At 66.7% G+C, this 20,240-nt stretch carries 16 protein-coding genes and 1 pseudogene; 8 read left to right on the forward strand and 9 right to left on the reverse strand.

Features of this window, described 5'->3' with window-relative positions:
- Window positions 1-13: 13 nt before the first annotated feature.
- Together BST28_RS00630 and BST28_RS00635 are read left to right on the forward strand one after the other, a co-directional pair.
- Entirely contained in the window at window positions 14-832 is an 819-nt protein-coding gene (locus BST28_RS00630) for a lipase family protein (RefSeq protein WP_083079435.1), read from the forward strand.
- A complete protein-coding gene (locus BST28_RS00635; protein ID WP_083079437.1) occupies window positions 829-2,283 on the forward strand; it encodes a PE-PPE domain-containing protein in 1,455 nt (484 codons plus the stop codon). Before BST28_RS00630 ends, BST28_RS00635 begins: the two co-directional genes overlap by 4 nt.
- Here BST28_RS00635 and BST28_RS00640 read toward each other — a convergent pair.
- From BST28_RS00640 to BST28_RS00660, 5 genes are all read right to left on the reverse strand, one after another.
- Window positions 2,280-2,738 carry a hemerythrin domain-containing protein gene (locus tag BST28_RS00640; RefSeq protein WP_065288627.1) on the reverse strand — a complete coding sequence of 153 codons (459 nt, stop codon included), beginning with the start codon at window positions 2,736-2,738 and terminating at the stop codon, window positions 2,280-2,282. The genes BST28_RS00635 and BST28_RS00640 overlap by 4 nt on opposite strands.
- A gap of 39 nt (window positions 2,739-2,777) precedes the next feature.
- Entirely contained in the window at window positions 2,778-3,257 is a 480-nt protein-coding gene (locus BST28_RS00645) for a hemerythrin domain-containing protein (RefSeq protein ID WP_083079439.1), read from the reverse strand.
- 17 nt (window positions 3,258-3,274) lie between these two features.
- Window positions 3,275-3,715, reverse strand: coding sequence for an OsmC family peroxiredoxin (locus BST28_RS00650; protein ID WP_083079441.1), 441 nt, complete (start codon window positions 3,713-3,715; stop codon window positions 3,275-3,277).
- 131 nt (window positions 3,716-3,846) lie between these two features.
- Entirely contained in the window at window positions 3,847-7,017 is a 3,171-nt protein-coding gene (locus BST28_RS00655; RefSeq protein WP_420093415.1) for an MMPL/RND family transporter, read from the reverse strand.
- A gap of 77 nt (window positions 7,018-7,094) precedes the next feature.
- The gene (locus tag BST28_RS00660) at window positions 7,095-8,591 is read right to left on the reverse strand and encodes a flavin-containing monooxygenase (protein WP_083079444.1); all 1,497 of its coding nucleotides are present in this window, start codon (window positions 8,589-8,591) and stop codon (window positions 7,095-7,097) included.
- 271 nt (window positions 8,592-8,862) lie between these two features.
- Here BST28_RS00660 and BST28_RS00665 point away from each other — a divergent pair, with 271 nt between their 5' ends.
- From BST28_RS00665 to BST28_RS00685, 5 genes are all read left to right on the forward strand, one after another.
- Window positions 8,863-9,906, forward strand: coding sequence for an AurF N-oxygenase family protein (locus BST28_RS00665; RefSeq protein WP_165758034.1), 1,044 nt, complete (start codon window positions 8,863-8,865; stop codon window positions 9,904-9,906).
- Between the two features lie 97 nt (window positions 9,907-10,003).
- Window positions 10,004-10,771, forward strand: a complete 768-nt coding sequence (locus tag BST28_RS00670; RefSeq protein ID WP_065289739.1) for a phthiotriol/phenolphthiotriol dimycocerosates methyltransferase — start codon at window positions 10,004-10,006, stop codon at window positions 10,769-10,771.
- 190 nt (window positions 10,772-10,961) lie between these two features.
- Complete coding sequence (locus BST28_RS00675; RefSeq protein ID WP_065289736.1) at window positions 10,962-12,320, forward strand: cytochrome P450; 1,359 nt, start codon at window positions 10,962-10,964, stop codon at window positions 12,318-12,320.
- Window positions 12,317-13,138: an SDR family NAD(P)-dependent oxidoreductase gene (locus tag BST28_RS00680; protein ID WP_083079450.1), complete on the forward strand. Its 822-nt coding sequence runs from the start codon at window positions 12,317-12,319 to the stop codon at window positions 13,136-13,138. Before BST28_RS00675 ends, BST28_RS00680 begins: the two co-directional genes overlap by 4 nt.
- Window positions 13,139-13,207: 69 nt before the next feature.
- Entirely contained in the window at window positions 13,208-14,020 is an 813-nt protein-coding gene (locus BST28_RS00685) for a phthiotriol/phenolphthiotriol dimycocerosates methyltransferase (RefSeq protein ID WP_083079452.1), read from the forward strand.
- An 18-nt stretch (window positions 14,021-14,038) separates the two neighbouring features.
- On the opposite strand, the gene BST28_RS00690 is transcribed toward BST28_RS00685, so the two are convergent.
- A complete protein-coding gene (locus BST28_RS00690; protein ID WP_083079561.1) occupies window positions 14,039-14,824 on the reverse strand; it encodes an alpha/beta hydrolase in 786 nt (261 codons plus the stop codon).
- A gap of 78 nt (window positions 14,825-14,902) precedes the next feature.
- A pseudogene (locus BST28_RS00695) lies at window positions 14,903-15,703 on the reverse strand (SDR family NAD(P)-dependent oxidoreductase); the annotation flags it as partial.
- A gap of 147 nt (window positions 15,704-15,850) precedes the next feature.
- On the opposite strand from BST28_RS00695, the gene BST28_RS00700 reads away from it, so the two are divergent.
- Complete coding sequence (locus tag BST28_RS00700; protein ID WP_234808151.1) at window positions 15,851-16,921, forward strand: PE-PPE domain-containing protein; 1,071 nt, start codon at window positions 15,851-15,853, stop codon at window positions 16,919-16,921.
- 66 nt (window positions 16,922-16,987) lie between these two features.
- Here BST28_RS00700 and BST28_RS00705 read toward each other — a convergent pair whose 3' ends face one another.
- The gene (locus BST28_RS00705) at window positions 16,988-18,334 is read right to left on the reverse strand and encodes a hypothetical protein (protein WP_065289453.1); all 1,347 of its coding nucleotides are present in this window, start codon (window positions 18,332-18,334) and stop codon (window positions 16,988-16,990) included.
- 164 nt (window positions 18,335-18,498) lie between these two features.
- The gene (locus tag BST28_RS00710) at window positions 18,499-20,127 is read right to left on the reverse strand and encodes a hypothetical protein (protein ID WP_065289452.1); all 1,629 of its coding nucleotides are present in this window, start codon (window positions 20,125-20,127) and stop codon (window positions 18,499-18,501) included.
- Window positions 20,128-20,240: the final 113 nt, after the last annotated feature.

Genomic DNA, 20,240 nt, shown 5'->3' on the forward strand with positions numbered 1-20,240 from the left:
TACACTTTTCCCCGTGGGATTCAGCGCGTCACATGCCCGCGACGTGGTGTTGCCGCTGGCACAGGCGGCCTACACCGTGATGGCCGGTGCTGCGCTGGCACTGCCGACGGGCTTCACCCAAACCGCCCTGATCGAAACCGATCCCGCCCACCTGGCCGCGCTGCCCGAGCGGCACCCGGCGAAGGCGATGGCCAAGGACACCAACATCTTCGGACTGATGGGGCACGACACCGCCTCCGGCACCGTGTTCGTTTCCTTTCGCGGCAGCGCCGATGTTGCCGACTGGATCGCCGATTTCGACTTCCTCCCGGCGCCGTACGCGCCGGTCGCGGCGTCCATGCGCGGGTCCCAGCTTCGCCCCTCCTCCGGCGAGCCTCGCTGGACCGCCGGGTTCGGACAGGTGCACGCGGGATTCCAGGACGTCTACGGCTGCGTCCGCCACAGCATCGCCGCCAACCTTCCCGCGGCGGCCCGCGGCTGCCAGACCATCCTGATCACCGGGCACAGCCTGGGTGCCGCGCTGGCGGTTCTGGCGGCACCGGACATCGCCCGCACCGTGCTCGACGGGCGCACCATCGAGCCGCGGGTGACGACGTTCGGCGGACCGCGGACCGGCCTGCCCGACTTCGCCGCCGCGTTCAATGCCGCGATCGAATGCTGCTATCGGGTAGTGAATTTCCTCGACATCGTGCCGCTGGTACCGCCGTCACCGTATGTGCACGTGGGCGCCGAGATCGCCGTGGACAGCGGCGGGGCCATCGATATCGGCTGGCGACACAGCCTGGCCGGCTATCACGCCGGCCTCTCGGCACTGCTGGCGGCGCAACAATGAGCCGGACGCGGCGAGTGCCGGTCGGCCTCGCGCTGGTGGTCGCCACCGCTCTCGCCGCGGTCGGCCCGGCGGCGCCCACGGCTTCGGCGAGTCCCGCGGTGCACCTCACCGGGTCGGCAGACGGCTTGGGAGGCGGCACGGCGCTGATCATGGGCGGCAGCGGCAATCCGCTGCCGGCACCGACCTACGTCGACGCCGCCGACATCCTCTACCTACAACCGCACGGGTTCACCGGCACACCGCAAGCGCTGTTCACCCCGGAGGGCTTCTACCCGACGACCGGCGTCAAGAGCCTGCCCGCCTTCGTCTCGGAAACCCAGGGCGCGCAGATACTCAGTGAGACGGTCAGCCGCCTGGTCGCCGGCGGAGGTGTGGACGCGGTGAATCCGGTGGTGGTTTTCGGCTATTCGCAAAGCTCCGCGCTGTCCTCGCTGGCGATGAGTCGGCTCGCCGAACAGGGTGTGCCGGCCGAGGATGTGCACTTCGTGCTGGTCGGCGACACCGCCGCCCCCAACGGCGGGTTGCTGGAGCGCTTCGATTTCCCGGTCGGGTCGAATCCGTCCATCCCGAGCCTGGGCATCACGTTCGGCTACCCCACCCCGGACCTCTACCCCACCGATGTCTACACACTCGAATACGACGGTTTCGCCGACTTCCCCCAATACCCCCTCAACCCGTTCGCCGTCTTGAACGCCCTGGCGGGTCTGGTTCTCGAGCACTTCACCTACCTGGGTCTTCAGCCCGATCAGATCGCCGGCGCCATCCCGCTGCAGACGGCCGCCGATTCGCTGACCCACTACTACATGATTCCGCAGGAGCATCTGCCGCTGCTGGATCTGGTGCGCTTCCTACCGTTCATCGGTAATCCGCTGGCGGATCTGGTGGAACCGGACTTGAAGATCTTGGTCAACCTCGGCTACGGCAGCATCACCGAGGGCTGGAGCCAGGGTCCCGCGGACGTTCAAACCCCGTTCGGACTGTTTCCGACCGATCTGGACTGGGCCGAGGTCTGGCACGCCCTGGCGAGAGGAATTCCGGAGGGCATCCTCGCCGCCGCCAGGGACCTGCTCGACCCGGAAAACTACGACGTGTTCGCGACCATCGCCGAGAATCCGGTGACCGGTCCACTGCTGCGGTCGGCGTACGCGGTCGGCGACCTGACCGTCAACCCGGCCATTTTTCTCGACGATCCGAATGCCGCGACGCTTACCGAGGTGCTCAACGCCTTAAACCTCGGATCCTCGGATGCGGCCCCGGACCCGCTGGCCCAGCTGCTTCCGATCGCCGACGTGCTCACCGCGTTGACCATCTCCCTGCCGGCCTACGACGTGGCGGTATTCCTTGATCGGCTCGAGGCGGGCAACCTCATCGAGGCGATCGGCCTTCCGCTTGCTGCCAACATGGCGCTGATCCCGATCGCGATCGGGCTCGGTCTGGGTGTCGGCCTCTAGCGCGCCTCCCGGCACTCCCAGCAATCGGGCATCAGCCCGGTTTCGATGAAGTCCATCAGCTCCGCCGCCTGATCCGGTTCCAGCGCGGTGTCGGCCGCGCGGTAGATGACCTGTTCCTCTTTGGAGTTGTGCACCGCGAGCTGGTCGAGCAGTAAGCGGCAGAGCGCGCCCATCCGCTCGGTGTCACCGCCGGCCACCAGTCCGGCCAGCGCGTCCATGGTGCGCCAGATCTCGCCGTGCTCGGTCATCATCACCGCGATCGGCATCTCCATGCCGGCGTGCCGGATCGGCGGAAACAGGATGCGTTCCTCGAGGTAGATGTGGCGGCGCAGGTCCTCCAGAGCTGCATTCAGCGCCTCGGCGTCCACCCGGCCGCCGATCAGTCCGGTCAGGAATCCCTCGAGACCGGCATCGACCTCGTGATGCTCACGCTCCAGGACAGCAGACGGGGGCATGTCGGGTTTCTCGGCGGCCACGGTGTTCTCCCATCCATCTCACACGGCGGCTTTTGCGCAGACCCAGCCGTCGGGCATCCGGCCCGCTTCGATGAACTCGGCCAGTTCGGCAGCCTGCTCCGGAGGCAGTCCGGTATCGGCGGCCGGATAGATCACCGGTTCCTCCACCTTGTTGTGTTCGGCCAGCAGTGCCGAAAGCCGTTGGCACACTTCCCGCAACGTGTCGCGGTCGCCCTCGCCCGGGCCGGCGAGCACCTTGTCGAGTTCGTCCATGGTGCGCCAGATCTCGCCGTGGCCGCGGATCATCCCGAACACCGCCATCATGTGGGCGCCCTTGCTGATCGGCGGGAACAGCAGCTGTTCCTCCAGATAGATGTGACGCCGCAGCACCGCCAGGGTGTGACGGAGGGCGTCGGCGTCCATGCCGCCGGCGTCCAGCTTATCCAGGAAGGCTCCGATGCCGGCGTCGATCTCCTGGTGCTCGCGTTCCAGTGCCGCCGAGAGGTTTTCGTCAGACATGTTGCTGGCCCCTCCGTTCAGACCAGCGCGGCGTCGAGGCTGATCTCAGCCCCGGCGAACAGTCGCGACACCGGGCACAGCGCGGCGGCGTCGTTGACGACCCGGGCGAAGTCGGCGTCGTCCAGACCGGCCACCCTCGCACGGATGGTCAGCTTCGACGTGGTGATGGTGGGCAGCCCGTCAACCTCCTCGAGGGTGACCGTCGAGCTGACGTCGAGCTGCTGCGGCGGGGTCGTGTTCTCACCGAGCTTGAGCGACAACGCCATTGCGAAACACGAGGAGTGCGCGGCGGCGGCCAGTTCTTCCGGGCTGGTCTTACCGCCGGGCTGCTCGGTGCGGGCCGCCCAGGTCACCGGAAGTCCGTCGAGAGCACCGCTGCTGCCCTGGCCCAAGGTGCCCGCCCCGGAGGCCAGCGGCCCCTCCCAGGTGGTCTGAACGGTGCGATCCGCGATGCTCATCCGCCGCCTCCTCTACCGGTGCGGACGCCGCCTGAGACAATCCGGAACCCGCACAGTATTTTTTACAACCAGGACTTGTTTAAATGCTAGTCCATGGGGCGGCGTCCTGGCCAGAGCCGGCCGGCACCAACTCAGCGGTCGTTCTCGTCCTCCGGCAGCTGAACAGCGGCCAGCACCTCGGTGGTGTGATCCTCGACGGGCGTGGGAGGCAGGCCGGACAGTTCCGGGAACGCCGTGGCCACCATGTCCTCGAACGTCCGGTCGGGCGCATCGGCCGGCTCCGCGGTCGCCGAGACCACCTCGTCGGGCGCCTCGGCGGCACCGGGGTCGTCCACGGCCTCGGCATCGGGGCCGGCGTCGGCGGCGCCGGTAGCCCCCGCATCCTCGCCCTCGGCCGCGTCGTCGGTGACGGTGCCGGTGTCCTCGCCGTCGTCCGCGTCGTCGGTGGCGGTGTCCTCGGCCGCGATGACCGGTAGTGCCCCGGGCGTCGCGCGCGCCGGATGCTCACGCACGTTCAGCGGCCACCAGAACCACCTGCCCAGCAGCGCAGCCATGGACGGCATCATGAAGGAGCGCACGATCAAGGTGTCGAACAGCAGACCCAGTCCGATCGTGGTACCCACCTGGCCCACCACCCGCAGGTCGCTGACCAGCATTGACGCCATGGTGAAGGCGAACACCAACCCGGCGGCCGTGACGACCTTGCCGGTACCGCCCATGGTCCGGATGATGCCGGTCTTGATCCCGGCGCCGAGTTCCTCCTTGAACCGGGCGACCAGCAACAGGTTGTAGTCACAGCCCACCGCCAGCAGGATGATCACCGACATCACCATCACCAGCCAGTGCAGGTGGATGCCGAAGATGTACTGCCACACCAAAACCGACAGCCCTACCGAGGCCCCCAACGAGGCCAGCACCGTCCCGACGATCACCAGCGAGGCGACGAAGCTGCGGGTGATCAGCAGCATGATGATGAAAATGATTGCCAGCGAAGTGATCCCGGCGATCAGCAGGTCGTAGTCGGCGATCCCCTGCAGGTCGTTGAAGAGTGCGGCGGTGCCGGCCACATAAACCTTGGCCGTCGACAGCGGTGTCCCCTTGAGGGATTCGGTGGCGGCCTTCTTGATCGTGTTCACCCGCGCCATGCCCTCCGGAGTCGCCGGATAGCCGTCGTGGGTGATGAAGAAGCGCGCCGCGTGGCCGTCCGGTGAGAGGAACAGCTGGATCACGCGTTTGAAGTCCGGGTTGTCGAAGGCCTCCCGTGGCAGGTAGAACGAGTCGTCGCTCTTGGCCGCGTCGAAGTCCTGGCCCATCGCGGCCGAGTCCCCGCCGACCTCCTCGACCTGCGCGATCATCCCGGACATGGTGCTGTGCAGGGTCAACATCATGGTCTGCAGGCTGCGCAGCGCGGCGATCTGCGCCGGCATCATCTCCAGCAGCTGCGGCGTCACCACGTCGACGTTGCTCATCACCGGCGCCAGCTCGTTGAGCTTGTCGGTGAGCTGGGTGGCGCCGTCCATCGAGGCGTAGGCCGACCGCAGTGACAGGCAGGTCGGGTCCCCGCGGCAGTCGTTCGTGTCGACCGTTTCGCGCAGCAATTTGGAGTTCTGGTTGAAATCGGCCATGTGGTGGCGCATCTGCTGAGCCAGATCCATCGCCTCTTGCGAAACGCCGGTCGCTTCATGGGTATTGGTGCCCAGTTGCTGCATGAGCCCGTACATCCGTTGCAGCGACGCGATCGTGCCCTCGAGATCATCGGCCTGCTTGCGCATGTCGGAGACCCGGTTTTTCATGAAGTCGAGGTTCTGCATCTGCCCGGCGCTTTGCATGCTGAGCAGGAACGGGATCGAGGTGTGCCCGAGCGGGGTGCCCTCCGGCCTGGTAACCCCTTGCACCAGGGCGACACCCTCGACGGCGAAGACGCTCTTCGCCAGCTTGTTGAGCACCAGGAAATCCGCCGAGTTGCGCATGTCGTGATCGGATTCGACCAGCAACACCTCCGGCAGCAACCGCGATTCCGGGAAGTGGCGCGACGCGGCCGCCCAACCGAGGTTGGCCGGGGTGTCCGACGGAATGAACGACGGGTCCTTGTAGCTGACCCGGTAGCCGGGCAGCGCCAACAGACCGATGAGCGCGACCGCGCTGGCCGCCACGAAGATCGGGCCGGGCCAGCGCACGATCGCCGTACCCACCTTGCGCCAGCCGCGATCGGACATCTTGCGCCGCGGTTCCAGCAGGCCGTAGCGGCTGGCCACGGTCAGCACCGCCGGGACCAGCGTCAGCGCGATCGCCACGGCGACCAGCATGCCGACCGCGCACGGGATACCCATGGTCTGGAACACCGGCAACCGGGTGAAGCTCAGGCAGAACGTGGCGCCGGCGATCGTCAACCCGGAGGCCAGCACCACATGGGCGACCCCGCGGTAGGTGGTGAAATACGCCGTTTCGGGGTCCTCGCCGGCGTGCCGGGCCTCGTGGTAGCGGCCGATGAAGAAGATGCCGTAGTCGGTGCCGGCGGCGATCGCCAACGTCACCAGGATGTTGATCGCGAAGGTGGACAGTCCGATCCACCCGTTGTGGCCTAAGAAAGCGACGATTCCACGGGCCGCCGCCAGTTCGATACCCACGACCGCCAACAGCAGCGCGACCGTGCTGAACGAGCGATACAACAGCAGCAGCATCAGCGAGATCACCGACACGGTCGCCACCAGGATCTTCAGCACCGCGCGGTCGCCGCTGGTGTTCATGTCGGTGACCATCGGCGCGGGGCCGGTCACATAGGCCCGCACTCCCGGCGGCGCGGGTGTGCGGTGCACGATGTCGCGGACGGCCTCGACCGAATCGTTGGCCAGGGCTTCGCCCTGGTTGCCGGCGAGGTTCAGCTGGACCAGCGCCGCCTTGCCGTCGGCGCTCTGGGCTCCGCCCGCGGTAAGCGGGTCGCCCCAGAAGTCCTGGATGTGCTGGATGTGCTTGGTGTCCGCGTTGAGCTGGGCGATCAGCTCGTTGTAGTAGTGATGGGCGGCGTCGCCGAGGGGCTCCTCCCCCTCGATGACGATCATCGCCGCGCTGTCGGTGTCGGATTCGGCGAAGTCGTGTCCCAGCCGCGCCATCGCCTGAATCGACGGCGCATCCTTGGCGCTCAGCGACACCGGATGGTCCTTGGCGACCTGCTCCAGCGGTGGGACGGCGAGGCTCACCAGAAGCGTGATCGCCACCCAGCCGAGGATGATCGGCAGTGCAAACTTGCGGACCAACCCTGCCGCAGACAGCCGGCTAAGGCTCAGGTGGTGCGTTTTCGTCACTTTTGCAAAGCCCCTCACCAGACGATCTCCCCCAAGCGATCACTGTAACCCCCAGTTCAGGGCCGCGGCATCGGAAGCTACCCGATCACGTAGTCCGACAGCGGAAAGTGATCTTGCTCTTTGACCGCCGTGCGCACCGACGTCGGCCGGAACAGCGGGGCCTCCCCGGTGTTGTGGTTGAACCAGTAGGAATTCGACGTCGCGCAGTTGCCCAGGTGGAACACCGAGCTGTCCAGCAGGTCCATCATCCGCTCGTAGAACCGGGTGTTGGCCTCCTCGGTGACCTCGAAGGTCCGCGCTTGGCGCCGCTGCAGCTCCCCGAACAGCCGGTTCATGTGCCGCATCTGGTATTCGACGGTGTTGAACCAGGACAGGCCCACCCAGGCGAACGGGCTGGCCATGTTGATGAAATTCGGGAACTGCGGCGCGGTCATGCCCTGGTAGGCCTGGAATCGGGTCTCGCGCCACCACTTACCCAGGTTCCGGCCACCGCGCCCGACCACCTCGATCGCCGGCAGGTTGCCTTCCCAGACGTCGAAGCCCGTCGCCAGCACCAAGGTGTCGATCTCGCGTTTGGTGCCGTCGACGGAGACGATGCCGTCCGGTTCGATCCGCTCGATACCGGCGGTCTCCAGGTGCACGTGCGGCTTGGTGAACGTCGGGTAGTAATCATTGGAGATCGACGGGCGCTTGCAGCCGAAGTCGAAATCGGGGCGCATCTTGCGGGCCAGCTCGCGGTCCCGCACCGACATCAGCCGATGCAGGGTGGACTGGGCCGCCATCGCCTTGTTGAGGAACTTGAACCGCCGGTAGCGCCACATCGTCAGGACCATCATGAAGTCGGTGACATTGTCGGTGATCCATCGCACGATGCGCTGGGTGAACGGCACGCGGGCGAACATGCGCTGCACCACCGGCGGGAACACCACGTCGGACTTGGGTGTCACCAGGATCGGGGTGCGCTGGTAGACGGTCAGATCGGCGACGACTTTGGCCAGCTCCGGGATGACCTGGATCCCGGTCGAGCCGGTTCCGATGATCGCCGCGCGCCGCCCGGCCAGGGGGTATTCGTGATCCCAGGCCGCGGTGTGGATGATGCGCCCGGCGAAGGTGTCGATTCCGGGGATCTCCGGGATCTTCGGCTGGCACAGGAAGCCGGTGGCCACGATGAGGAACTGCGCGGTCAGCGTCTCACCGCCGGCCAGGCCCACCCGCCACACCTTGGCGTCCTCGTCCCACTGGGCCCCGTCGACGCACGTGTTGAAGCGCATGAAGCGGCGCACGTCGTACTTGTCGGCGACGTGCTCGGCGTAGGCCTGGACCTCATGGCCCGGCGCGAACAACCGCGACCAGTACGGGTTGGGCTCGAACCAATAGGAATAGGTGGTCGAGGGCTGATCGACCGAGAGGCCCGGATAGTGGTTGACCCGCCACGTTCCGCCGAGGCCGTCTTCGCGGTCGACGATCAGGATGTTCTGGTAGCCCAGCCGATTGAGTTGGATCGCCGCGCCCATTCCCCCGAAGCCCGCGCCCACGATGACGGCCTCATAGTGCTGGTCCTGCTGGGTCCCCATAAACAGAACACGCTACCGCAATCCGGCGACGCGCCGCTGTGCGCGCAGGTCAACCACATGCGAACACCAACCGCCGCAGGTAAAGTAATGGACGCTTAGCGGTCGCGGGATGGCGGCAATCACACCACGACAGTGCGACGGGTCTTAGTGTTCTGCCAATCTCGGCGGTAAGCTTCGGGCCAGCCGCGGACTTTTCTGCGCGCAGCCCAAAGACGGGAGAGTAGCGAAAATGCCGATCTGGATCGACATCTTCGGGCTGGTGGGCAGCCTGATGATTGCCGGCTTGGTATTTTTCGCCGTCGTTCGTGCCGTTGCGCGATACCGCCGCAACATGGACGTCACCGACGACCACCAGTACACCGCGACGCTGGCAAGCCTGTCGGAAAGCTCGGTACGACGCCGCTTCGATCCGTTCACCGACATCGACTGGGACGCGCCCGAACACGCCATCACCGCCGATGACCCGCGGTGGGTGCTGAAAGACGACCCGCTGGGACGCACCGAGTGGTACCGCAGCCAACCGTTGGACAAGCAGATCGCGATCGGGATGTGGCGGCAGGCCAACATCGCCAAGGTCACACTGCAGTTCGAGAGCATGCTGATCCGAGGTCTGGTCCAGTACGCGTCCCGGGTGCCCAACGGCTCGCCCGAACACCGCTACTGCATGCACGAGTCCGTTGAGGAGTGCAACCACGTCCTGATGTTCCAGGAGCTGGTCAACCGCATCGGATTCGACGTGCCGGGGATGCAGTGGTGGATGCGCTGGCTGTCCCCGCTGATGCCGTTGTACGCCGGGCCGTTCCCCAACGTGTTCTTCTTCGGTGTCCTGGCCGGCGAGGTGCCCGTCGATGTTTTGCAGACCAATGCGCTGCGCGAGGCCGGCTCCGGGCATCCGGTGGTGGAGAAGGTGATGGCCATCCACATCGCCGAAGAGGCCCGCCACATCTCCTTCGCGGACGCCTACCTACGTAAACGCGTGCCGAAGGTGTGGCGGATCAACCGGCTGTGGATGTCGCTGTACGTACCGTTCGTGATGCGGCTGCTGGCCAAGCCGATGGTGGTGCCGCCGCGCAGCTTCTTCCGGCAGTTCGACGTTCCGCGTTCGGTGCGCAAGCAGCTGCTGTCCGGCTCCCCGGAGTCCCGCCAGGAGCTGCAGGACAGGTTCGCCGACATCCGCATGCTGTGCAGCGACATCGGCCTGATGACGCCCGCCGGACGGCTGATGTGGCGGGTCTGCAAGATCAACGGAGCGCCGTCGCGTTACCGCGGCGAGCCGCGGCGCGCGCAGGTGCCGGTGCAGGTTACCGGGGTCTAAAGCACCTCCTGAGCTGTGCCATACTTTCGGTATGGTGCGTTCCCCATCTCAGACCTTGGAAAAAGTCGGTGCCGATCTGGTGTACCGGATCTCGGCGATGCCGCTCTACAAGAAGGCCTTCAAATACTGGTACCCGTTCATGACCCGACGGATGGGGCACGACGACGTCGTCTTCCTCAACTGGGGTTACGAGGAGGACCCGCCGCTGGGCCTTCAGCTCGATGAAGCCGACGAGCCCAACCGCTACTCGATCCAGCTCTACCACCAGACCGCCAGCCAGATCGACCTGACCGGCAAGAAGGTGCTGGAGGTCAGCTCCGGCCACGGCGGCGGCGCGTCCTTCATTTCCCGGACCCTCAAGCCGGCCTCCTACACCGGCCTGGACTTCAACCCCGAAGGGGTGGCCTTCTGCCAGAAGCGCCATCAGGTGCCGGGCCTGGACTTCGTGCAGGGCGACGCGCTGAACCTGCCGTTCCCCGATGATTCCTTCGACGCGGTGGTCAACGTCGAGGCCTCGCACATCTACCCCGACTTCGCTCGTTTCGTCAGCGAGGTGGGCCGGGTGCTGCGTCCGGGCGGGCACTTCCTGCACACCGACTTCCGCGCCAAAGAGGACATCGAGTCCTGGCAGCAGACCCTTGCCAAGCCGCCGCTGCGCCTGGTCAACGAGCGCGACATCAGCCGGGAGGTCGTCCGCGGGCTGGCGGCGAACTCGCCGCGCTCCAACGAGCTGATCAACGAGCGGCTGCCGTTCTTCCTGCGGCGCTTCGGCCGGGAGTTCGCGGTGGTCGAGGGATCGCTGTTCTACCGCGATCTGGACCGTGGCGAGATCACCTACCGGATCTTCGACCTCGTCAAGGACTGACTCCACCGAACTGTTCGCAGCGCCGGAGCGGGCCGGGACTTGTTCCCCCGCTCCGGCGCTCTGTTTTCCGGCTGATGTCCCTTGAACCGGCGGGGCGAAACCGGGTTAGGGTGACGGCTGCAGTCATTGTCGGCCCGATCGCGGGCCGATCGCGCTGCAAACACGACGATCGTGACGAGGGGCTAGCCAGATGGACCAGAGGGACTTGACGCGTCGGCTTCGCTTCCGCGCCAGCCTGTTCAAGATCGGCATCGACGGACTGGTCGGGGTGGCGAGGGACCGGGCGACCGCCTACCGCTACGCCCTGACCGGCCGCGAGACCGCCCCGCTGACCGACTTCGACCCCTTCGCTCGCGAAACGATGCTCGACCCCTACCCGGGCTATCGCACCCTGCTGACCGGTCCCAAGGTCTGGTACAGCCGCAAACGCGGCATCTGGATCATTCCGGGCTACGACGAGGTCCGGCAGGCACTGCGCGACGACGAGGCCTTGTCCTCGGCGCAGAGCCAGGCCCGCTTCCGGGTCCGCTTGCAGACGATGAACGCCCAAGACCCGCCGGTGCACACCCGGCTGCGCCGGTCGGTGTCGCGGGCCTTCACCCCGCGCGCGATGAAGGCGTGGGAGGTCAACATCAACCGGGTCGCCGACGAACTCGTCGACGAGATGATCACCCGCGGGCGGGTCGAGATCGTCAACGATCTGGCCAAACCGCTGCCGAACCGGTTGATCACGATGATGCTGGCGATCCCCCAGGAGGACCGCCACCAGTTCCTGGAATGGGCCGACACCATCAACGAGGCGGCGTTCGCACCGCTGACTCCGCGCGGCATGGCCCTGAACATGCGCTCGAGCCAGGCCGTCATCGCGATGCACCGCAGCCTCGACCCGATGATCAAGGCGCGGCGCGCCGCGCCGGGCGACGACTTGATCTCGATGCTGGCGGCTCCGAGCGGGGAGGACACCCTCTCCGACGACGAGGTGTTCTGGAGCGCGTCGATGCTCGTCGGCGCCGGCAGTGAGACCACCACCAACCTGATCTCGGGCCTGTTCCTCACGCTGGCTCAGCGCCCGGACGTCTACGCCCGGCTGCGCGAGCACCCCGAGCTGATCCCCGCCGCGATCGAAGAGCAGCTGCGGCTGGTCTCGCCGGTGCAAGGGTTCTACCGGACCGCGACCCGCGACTATCGGGTCGGCGACCACACCATCCCCGCCGGTGCGCGGGTGCTGGTGCTGTATGCGGCAGGCAATCGCGATCCCGCGCACTACCCCGACCCCGACACCTTCGATCTGGATCGCAATCCGACCGACCACCTCGCGTTCGGCGGCGGTGCCCACTACTGCCTCGGCACGCACCTGACCCGCATCGAAGTCGGGCGGGTGCTGACCCAGATGATCCCGCGGGTCAAGGAGATCCGGTTGGCCGGAGAGCACCGCTACCTGGTCAACGCCACGATGCGAGGGCTCGAGCACCTGCCCGTCGAGCTGGTGCTCGCCGAAGCCGGGGCCGACGGGGCCGCGGCCGGCCTGCGGTCCACCGGCAGCCGATGAGCGTCAAGCCGAACGCGCTGGTCACCGGGGCGACGAGCGGGATCGGGGAAGCAACGGCCGACCGGCTGCAGGCCGCCGGTTACCGCGTGTTCGCGGTAGGCCGCAATCCCGAAGCGCTGCAGGCTCTTTCGTCGCGGGGCCTGATCGCGCGCGCCCTCGATGTCACCGACGAGGCGGCGGTGGAACAGCTGGTCGGCGAGATCGACGGCGGAGTCGACGTCTTGGTCAATTGCGCCGGCTTTCCGCTGACCTGCCCGCTCGAGCAGGTGGCGCTGGCGGATCTACGCCTGCTATTCGAAACCAATATCGTTGCAGCACTCCACCTGTCGCAGGCCGTGCTGCCGGGCATGCGGGAGCGCGGGAGCGGCATCATCGTCAACATCGGCAGCACCGGAGGGCGGTTCGCCAGCCCGGGGGCCGGCGGGTATCACGTGGTGAAATACGGCATGGAGGCGCTGTCACTGTCGCTGCGCGCCGAGGTGGCGCCGTTCGGCGTACGAGTGGTGCTGCTCGACCCGACCGCGGTGCGGACCCCGTTCGTCACCTCGCAGCAGGAGGCGCAGCACGCCTACGCCCCGGACGACCCCTACGGCGACTTCAAACGCCGCTATGCCGACAACACCCGGCGGCTGTCGGCGAAGCGCGGCGTGATGATCGAACCGGACACCGTCGCCCGAGCCGTGCTGCGCGTGGTGCGGGCGAAGAACCCCAGACCCCGCTATATCGTCGGCAGTTCCGGCAAGGCCACCGTGCTCGCCCGGGCGCTGGTGACCGACCGGATGTGGGATCGAATCCTGATGCGCGGGCTGCATGACTGACGTTCCGCACCCCCCGACCCAGCCGCCGGTTCGAAACCCCATCCGTGACATACTGCCTCGGTGGCCACGATGAACCGCCTGATATTCAACCCGGTATCCCACCGCGTCATGACGAACCCGTTCGTCTACCACCTGCTGTTCACCTCGTTCGTGACGAAGCGGTTCGCGACCCAGACCAAGATGCTCAGCGGTGACGACTGGTTGTTCCTCAACTACGGCTACGAAGAGGACCCGCCGATGGGGATACCTCTGGACGCCTCGGACGAGCCCAACCGGTTTTTCATCCAGCAGTACCACCGCACCGCCGCCCAGGCTGATCTGACCGGCAAGCGGGTGCTCGAGGTGAGCTGCGGCCACGGTGGCGGCGCGTCGTATGTCGCCCGCACCTTCAAGCCCGCCTCCTACACCGGCCTGGACCTCAACGAGACCGCCATCGAATTCTGCCGGGAGCGCCACCAGCTGCCCGGGATGGAATTCGTGCAGGGCGACGCCGAGAACCTGCCGTTCGAGGACGGCTCGTTCGACGTGGTGTTCCAAGTGGAGGCATCACACCTCTACCCGCACCCGGCCAAGTTCTTCCACGGCGCGGCGCGGGTGCTGGCTCCGGGCGGGCACTTCCTTTACACCGACTTCCGCCGCCGCAGTGAGCTGGCCCGCTGGGATGCCGAACTGGCCGACACCGGATTGCGCCTGGTGTCCCAGGAGGACATCAGCATGGACGTGTTGCGCGGCAACGAGAAGAACCTGGCCCGCAAGCAGGACATGATCGCCCACCACGGCAGCCTGGCCCGCTTCGCCAGTGCCGCGACCGACTGGACCTTCAACGGCGCGCTGAAGAACGGCGAATTCGTCTACCGGCTGTACAGCTTCGCCAAGGACTGACCGGCTCTGGCGGCGGCGCTAGAGTCCGAGGCCGCCGAGCCAGCTGTGGATGCGTTCGGCCACCGACTCCCAGCCCGGCTCCAGCATCATGTTGTGGCCCATGTCGGGAAAGAACTCCGCCTCGGTGCCGTAGGCACGCGCCGTCGCCTCGACCTCTTTGCGGGTGTGAGCGCCGTCCTGGTCGGCGCCCAGCACCAGCAGCGGTGTGGTGACGCGGTCCGGGCGGGGCAGCTTGAGCATCAGGCAGTCGATGCTGACCCGGGCGCTGTCCTCCTGCAGCCGCGCCGCACATTCGAGCACCTGCTCCTCGGGGGTGCGCTCCGAGAAGAACTTCTCCCGGGCCAACTCGGGCGTGTTGATGTAGGGCAAGGACCTGCCGGTGATCGCGACCTTGATGGCATGCCAGGGGTGGTTGCGCAGCCAGCGCAGGCTCGACCCGTAGTTGCCCCGCGGGGGAATCGATGCCATCAGGACCGCGGCCGGCGCGTCGCGGGTCTCGAGGTACTTCTGCACGATCAGCCCGCCCATGGAGTGACCGATCACCACCGGCTCCTCGGGCAGCGTGTCGGCGACCGATCTGACGTCCTCGATGTAGTCCTCGACGCTGCAGGTCCGCAGCGGCTTGTCGGTGGAACTGCCGCCGTGCCCGCGGAAGCTGACCGCCAGCGCGCGATACCCCTGGTCGGCGAAGTATCCGAGGAAATTCTCGTCCCAGCACCAGGCGCCGTGCCAGGCGCCGTGGACGAAGAGCAAAGGAACCGGATGGGCGTCGCTCACACAGCCCTTGTCGATCACCTCAAGCACCACACTGCTCCCCCTGTCCGGCGCACGGCCGTCCCCTGACGTCGACGATAACCGGGACTTCCCCCTACCCGTGTTGCGTGTCGACAGTGGAGTGCGCCGCGCCAGCAACGGTAGCAGCGGGCCGTGCGGCACGACCCGGTAGGCGACCACCAGCAGCCGGTTTGCCCACCCGGGCGTCACCCGGCCCTTGCCCGCGGCCAGGCCGTCGACCGCCGCCCGAGCCACCGTGTCCACCGACTTCCACATCACCGCGGGCAGCACCTGCCGGCGCTCCCCCGCGCGGAACCCGGCCGCGATGTCCAGGTGGGTGTCCACCGGACCGGGGCACAGCGCGGTGGCACTGACGCCGGTGCCCCGCAATTCGCTGCGCAGACTCTCGGTGTAGGAAGCGACGAATGCCTTGGCGGCGCCGTAGCTCGCCTGCCCGGGCAGCGGCCCGAACCCGGCGACCGACGACACGTTCAGGACGGCACCGCGTCCTCGCTCCACCATGCCCGGCAGAAACCTGGTGCACAGATCGACCACCGCGGCGACGTCGACTTCGACCAGGCCGAGTTGGCGCTCCGGATCCGCCTCCGCGACCAGGGCCACCGCCGCCAGACCGGCATTGTTGACCAGCACATCGGGGACCAGGCCCAAGTCGGCGACCCGGTCCGGCAGGGCGGCCCGGTTGGTGCGGCTGGACAGATCGGCCGGCAGTACGTGCACCGGGTGGGGATGCAGCTCCTCGGCCAGCGCGTGCAGCCGGTCGGCGCTGCGCGCCACCAGAATCAACTGGTGACCACGCCTGGCGAGCTCGCGAGCCACTGCCGCACCGATCCCCGACGACGCGCCGGTGACGATGGCCGCACGGCCGGGTCCGGGTGCTGGTAAAGCCACGTGACCCACCCTATCGTCCGGTGCGCCGCAGACATCCCCCCGGCAAAGATCTGACCCGCACGCAAATTCCCGTCACCTCGACAGGCGCTGGGGTGAGTTCCTGTGTACGCTGACACGGTCGTGTGTCTGAGGTAAATGGGGGATTTGATGACGCATTACAGCTATCGATGGCTGACGGCGGGTCTGTTGGCGGGGAGCTGCGCCGGCTTGATGGGGCTGACCTCGATGCTCGGCGCGGGGGTCGCGCTCGGCGAGGACACCGCGCTCATCTTGGGGTCGGCTCTTCAGCCCACCCCGAAGGACTCGTACATCGACCAGGTCATGGCCGATTTCCTCAACCCCCAGAATCCGTTTCCCGGTCAGCCGACGTTCCCCGGCTACACCCCCGTCGGGGTGACCACGCCGGAGACCGATTACGGCCCGGGTCTGACCCAGGGCGTCGACGACCTCGACAAAGCGATCATGGAGCACCTGGCCAACGGTGACAACATCACCGTCTGGGGCTACTCGATGAGCGCCGCGGTGGCCACTCAGGAGCTGATCAACCTGCTTGCGTTGCCGCCCGGCGAACAGCCGGATCCGGAGCAGCTGAGCTTCGTGTTGCTGGAGAACCTCGGCAATCCCAACGGCGGGTTCTTCACCCGCTTCGAGGGCTCGGGGATGCCGGTCACGCCTCCGGACGGCATCTACCACACCGACATCTACACCATCGAGTACAGCGGGGCGACCGACTTCCCGAAGTACCCGCTGAACTTCTTCGCGCTGGCGAACGCGATGGCCGGCTACGTCTACCTGCACCCGGCGCTGCTGCCGGGGTGGCCGACGACGTTCGACCCCGACTCGATCGCCGACGCGGTACAGCTGCCGACCGCCGAGGATGTCAACACCGACTACTTCCTCATCCCGACCCAGAACCTGCCGCTGCTCGACGGGATCCGGGCGTTCCCGGTGTTCGGCCCGGCGATGGCCGACCTGGTTCAGCCGGCGCTGCGGGTGCTGGTCGACCTGGGCTATGACCGCACCGATGTGGCCGACGTCGTCACACCCGTGTCGTGGAGCATGCCGCCGATCGACTGGGAGACCCTGACGCAGAATCTCCAACTCGGCTTCGAGCAGGGCTGGATCGCCGCCCAGGTCGATCTGGGGATGCTCCCGGAGTCCGAGCTGCCGGATCTGTACCCGTACCTGCCGGACCTGTCCGGTTTGATCGGGGCCTAGGACGCGACGGCAAGTCGCCCGTGGCAGGCCAGGGTCGGCCGGCTCCACCGGGCGACCCGGTGGCGACTAGGCCGTGACGGCGAACAACGCATCCCAGAGCCCTTGGATATCGAAGGGCCCGAGGATCCCGACGTTGTCGGCGATGTTGTACAGGTAGTCACCCAGGAAGTCGTGGATCTGCTCGACGCTGGGAAGAAAGTCGCTGGTGTCGATCACCACGTCGGGCGGAAGCGGATTCTTCAGGTCCAGCAGCACCGTACCCAGCCGCCACAGCCACGCTTCGTAGTCGATGATCTCCGAGGTCGACACATTGGCGGTGCCCTCGTCGTAGGCGGCCAGCCATTGGTCGATCACCGGGTTGCCCGGCCACAGGTCACCGACCGCCTTGGCCAGCAGGAAGTAGCTGGGCATGTTCCAGTCCTCGGCGTTGAGGATGTTGCCGTCCGGGTCGGGCAGCAGGCACGGACCGGGGCAGAGCGGGCTGCCGGGGATGAACGGGTTGAACGCCACCAGCATCGAGGCGAGCACCGCCTGCATCACCCTGCCGAACTCCACCAGGTCGGGCAGCTGGAACTTCTCGGGGTCGAAGGGCTGCATCAGGCTGTTGAAGAAGTTGATGAACGGTTGGTCGAAGTTCATCTCGTAGGACGATCCGGCCCACGGCATCAACGGCGTGTTCGGGTCGATGTTCGGGTAGTCCTCGGGGTTCAGGCCCAGCTGCTCGAGGGTGCGACTGCCTTCCCAGTGGAACCCGTCGTGGGCCAGCCCGCTGTTGATCATGCCCGGTGAATTCGGGTCGAAATAGTAGGAATTGCCGTCCATCATGTCCGAGAACGGAACCTGGAACCAGTTCTCGATCAGCGGAAACTTTTGCACCCCCGTGATGATCAGCAGGCTCCACACCGCCTGGTCGATCCAGGTGAACCCGGTAATGGGGCTGGTCGGAATGGCCGGGAGACAATCCAGGCTGGCACAACTCGGGTGAACCGGGATCTCGACATTGGCCAGCATGGACAGCTGCTGGCCCAGACCCGGATAGAAGAAGTCCCCCTCGTGGCCGGCGCCGGAGAGCTCCGGGAAGGGCACCAGCAGCTGGATGACCGACTCGAAGTGCCCCAGGTCACCGGGGTCCTCGCCCCAGATGTTGGTCGGGCTGCCGACGAACCACGGGCCACTGAAGAACAGCGACCTCGACAGGGTGTCCAGCGCGTGGATCTCGTTCGCCGGAACGTTGAGGAGGGCTTGGAAGAGGTTCAGCGGAACGTTCAGCAACGACTCATCGGCGGTGAGGCGCCCGGCGAGGTGTGCCACCGCGGCCTCCGGGACGGGCGATGCGACCGGAGTGACCGCGATGAAACCCGCGGTGGTGATTGCCAGCCCAGCACTACACCACGAGCGCAGGCCAGCAACCATCCCGACGATCCTCCGATTGCAGTGGGCCGAGGTAGCTCTAAGAGACGCAAGTAATCTACCAAAGCATTAAATAAGTGCAACGCATCGCACCGAAGTCCGCCGGTCCGGAAGCGCACGACAGCCCGGCCGCCAAAACGCGGGCCGGGCTGCCGTGGTGTGCCGATCTAGAAGCTGAACCAGCTCGACATCTCTGTCCATAGGTCGGTGAGCCCCAGATAGACGCTGTCGTGCTCGGGGTCCAGGGCGTGCAGGAAGTCGTCCCAGACCAGCAGCGAGTTCTTGCCGCCGTAGTCGCCGATCTCCTGCATGTCCAACGGCAGGTCGGGGTTCCAGGTCGGCGGCATGTAGTGGCCGGTCTCCGGGTTGATCGGCCACGGCCCCAGCAGACCCGGATCGGTCAGGATCCCTCCGTTGACGACCAGTGCCGGCAACCAGGGATTGATGGCCGCGAGCGAGTCGATGATCTGGTTGTGGGTGTCCGCGTCGAAGGTGAACATGCCGGTCTGCAGCGCAGAAATACCGGCCAAGATCTGCTCGTCGGTCCCGCCGTTGGCGTTGCCGACGGCGTTGTCGCCCGCTTGCTCGGTCAGATCGATCCACTGCTGGATCTGCGGGTTGGGAGCGCCGACGGCCTGGATCGACTTGACCAGGTCCAGGGTGGTCACCCCCCATGGCGGGGACACCGGCGGCATATTGCACAGTCCCGGACACATCGGGCTGCCGGCGACGTAGGGGTTGAAGTCGACGACCATCCCGGCGATCAGGGCTTTCATGGCCTGGAAGACATCGTCCGAGCTGGCGAAGTGGAAGCCGGTGAGCGGGTCGTCGCCGTTGACGCTCCAGTCGACCGGTTGCATCAGGCTGTCGAACCACTTCTGCATGGGGCCGAACGGGTCCAACTTGAAGGTCAGGCCCGCCCACGGCATCAGGTTGAGCTGGTTGCCGTACTCATCGGTGACGGGGTCGCCGTTCCCGTCGAGAATGGTATGCGTTCCCGGGTAGCCGAAGCCGGGCTGAGCCTCACCGGACCATGGCTGCCCGCCGTACATGGGCCCGCCCGGCACCGCGCCGCCCTCACCGACACCGGCATCCGGGTTGGCGATACCGCCGGAGGTGGGGTTGTCGGGGTCGCTGTACGGGGTGTCGGGGAACTTGTAGCCGTCGAGCATCTGCTGGATCGGCACCTTCAGCCAGTACTTGAACAGGTCCAGCTGGTTGTCGTCATTGGGGAAGTTGGTGAACTTCGCGAAGAAGTTCAGCATCGCGTCCAAACCGGTGACCCCGGTGATCGGCTCGACCGGCGACATCGGGTAGCACTGGATCGAGTCACACGACGCGCTGACCGGCAGCAGGGCCGCGGCGAACATCGCGAACTGCTGGCCCCAGCCCGCGGTGCCGTTGGCCAGGGCATCCGGGTCGATCGTGGGGTCGTACAGGCCAGATAGCTGGGGTGCGAATGGGAAGAGGTAGTCCATCACTGCCATGAAGTGGCCCGGGTCGCCCGGGTCCTCTCCCCAGATGTTGGTGGCGCTGGGGGTGAACCAGTTCCCGGTGAAGAAGAACGAGTTGGCCAGCACGTTGGTGGCCGACACCTCGTTGTATGGGATGTTGACGAAGTCCTGGAAGAGGTTGAACGGGATGTTCAGGATCGAGGCCTCCGCCGCGAGCTGTACCGCCCGCTCGGCGGCCGTCAGACCCGACGCCCACGGCGCGACCGGCGCAACCGGGGCGATCGCGAGGGCACTTGCTGCCGCAACCGCCGCACCGGCGGTCGCTAATCCGCGCTGAGGCACCGCGCGATGCGCACCGGCGGCCGCAGCCCGCCGCTGAGCACGATTTGCGCCAGCGACCGCGTACCGTCGCTTCGGCGCCGCGCGATGTGCACCACCGCGCTGACGCGTCACAC

It is taken from the genome of Mycolicibacter kumamotonensis (assembly GCF_002086285.1).
Lineage (GTDB): Bacteria > Actinomycetota > Actinomycetes > Mycobacteriales > Mycobacteriaceae > Mycobacterium > Mycobacterium kumamotonense.

Excerpts from the sequence above, each read along its gene's own strand:
- BST28_RS00645 (WP_083079439.1), bottom strand. The coding sequence starts at position 3,257 with ATGTCTGACGAAAACCTCTCGGCGGCACTGGAACGCGAGCACCAGGAG.
- BST28_RS00675 (WP_065289736.1), top strand. The coding sequence starts at position 10,962 with ATGGACCAGAGGGACTTGACGCGTCGGCTTCGCTTCCGCGCCAGCCTG.
- BST28_RS00665 (WP_165758034.1), top strand. The coding sequence starts at position 8,863 with ATGATTGCCGGCTTGGTATTTTTCGCCGTCGTTCGTGCCGTTGCGCGA.
- BST28_RS00670 (WP_065289739.1), top strand. The coding sequence starts at position 10,004 with ATGCCGCTCTACAAGAAGGCCTTCAAATACTGGTACCCGTTCATGACC.
- BST28_RS00680 (WP_083079450.1), top strand. The coding sequence starts at position 12,317 with ATGAGCGTCAAGCCGAACGCGCTGGTCACCGGGGCGACGAGCGGGATC.
- BST28_RS00705 (WP_065289453.1), bottom strand. The coding sequence starts at position 18,334 with ATGGTTGCTGGCCTGCGCTCGTGGTGTAGTGCTGGGCTGGCAATCACC.
- BST28_RS00635 (WP_083079437.1), top strand. The coding sequence starts at position 829 with ATGAGCCGGACGCGGCGAGTGCCGGTCGGCCTCGCGCTGGTGGTCGCC.
- BST28_RS00685 (WP_083079452.1), top strand. The coding sequence starts at position 13,208 with ATGAACCGCCTGATATTCAACCCGGTATCCCACCGCGTCATGACGAAC.
- BST28_RS00660 (WP_083079444.1), bottom strand. The coding sequence starts at position 8,591 with ATGGGGACCCAGCAGGACCAGCACTATGAGGCCGTCATCGTGGGCGCG.
- BST28_RS00640 (WP_065288627.1), bottom strand. The coding sequence starts at position 2,738 with ATGCCCCCGTCTGCTGTCCTGGAGCGTGAGCATCACGAGGTCGATGCC.
- BST28_RS00650 (WP_083079441.1), bottom strand. The coding sequence starts at position 3,715 with ATGAGCATCGCGGATCGCACCGTTCAGACCACCTGGGAGGGGCCGCTG.
- BST28_RS00700 (WP_234808151.1), top strand. The coding sequence starts at position 15,851 with ATGACGCATTACAGCTATCGATGGCTGACGGCGGGTCTGTTGGCGGGG.